Genomic DNA, 989 nt, shown 5'->3' with positions numbered 1-989 from the left:
TATCATCCTTCAGAAATACACGATTATTTACTATTTTATAAGAGATCCCTGTATTCTTAAATACCTCTTTCAGAACATTTTCTATATGTTCATTTTTAAGATTAACAGAGACTTTGGAGATTTTCTTATTTAATAAAGTCTCATCATAAGAAAATTCATACCCAGTTTGTTCACTAATACTTCGTATGACGGTACCGACTGTCGTTTGATTCAAGGCCAGTTCCAGATTCACATACAAAGAATGCGCATCGCTCGTCGCCATAGCGGGCGATGCAGCTGACAAAAACATTGCTAATGTAGCAATTGATGCATTTTTAATCATACATGTGATTCAATAATGTTAGTACTAAGTTTTTAAGTTTATAGTTTTCTTTTGTTGTGTGTGTTACTTTTCTAATCTGTCATTTCATCATAGGCATTCATTTTTTATTATTCATATATAAAGATTTCTTTCCCCTCTATCCGATATTGGATGGGAGCTAAATATTTCAAGAGTTTCAAGATGTCAGGCAAGCTTTCATCCTCATTGATCACACATCGGAACTTACGCTGGGCAAGCTTCGTTGATTCTAAATTTATGTTTACATTAAATTTTACGGAGAGTTGGTTAACTATTTCCCTCAACGTGACATTTTCGAAGACAAACTGGTTCAGTCGCCACGCCGTACATACATTCACATCCACAACCTCTGTGGCATATTCGTTCTTATTGTTGTCATATGTCACCTTTTCTCCCGGTGACATATCTAAAATGGGGTTCCACTGCTTATCGAGTAAAGCAACTTTACCTCTTGCTAAAACGGTTTCTACGTTTTGGTGTTTCTCGTCTGTTTTTACATTGAAAGCGGTTCCAAGAACCTTAATATTCACATAATTGGTCGAAACATATAGTGGGTACTGAGCATTCTTTGCAACGTCAAAGAATGCTTCTCCTTGCAAGGAGAAGCATTCTTTGCAACGTCAAAGAATGCTTCTCCTTGCAAGGAGAG

The 989-nt window shown here is 36.3% G+C and carries 2 protein-coding genes; both read right to left on the bottom strand.

Going from position 1 to position 989, the window contains the following annotated elements:
• Positions 1 to 322, bottom strand: a 322-nt coding sequence (locus KTG12_RS21395; protein ID WP_147332586.1) for an STN domain-containing protein, incomplete at its 3' end; no start/stop codon positions are given.
• A gap of 107 nt (positions 323 to 429) precedes the next feature.
• Positions 430 to 939 carry a FecR family protein gene (locus KTG12_RS21390; RefSeq protein ID WP_172676540.1) on the bottom strand — a complete coding sequence of 170 codons (510 nt, stop codon included), beginning with the start codon at positions 937 to 939 and terminating at the stop codon, positions 430 to 432.
• Positions 940 to 989: the final 50 nt, after the last annotated feature.

The organism is Parabacteroides sp. MSK.9.14, assembly GCF_019041495.1.
Taxonomy (GTDB): domain Bacteria; phylum Bacteroidota; class Bacteroidia; order Bacteroidales; family Tannerellaceae; genus Parabacteroides; species Parabacteroides merdae.
The sequence above is the reverse complement of the archived record's forward strand: the minus strand, read 5'-3'. Positions and strand labels throughout refer to the sequence as shown.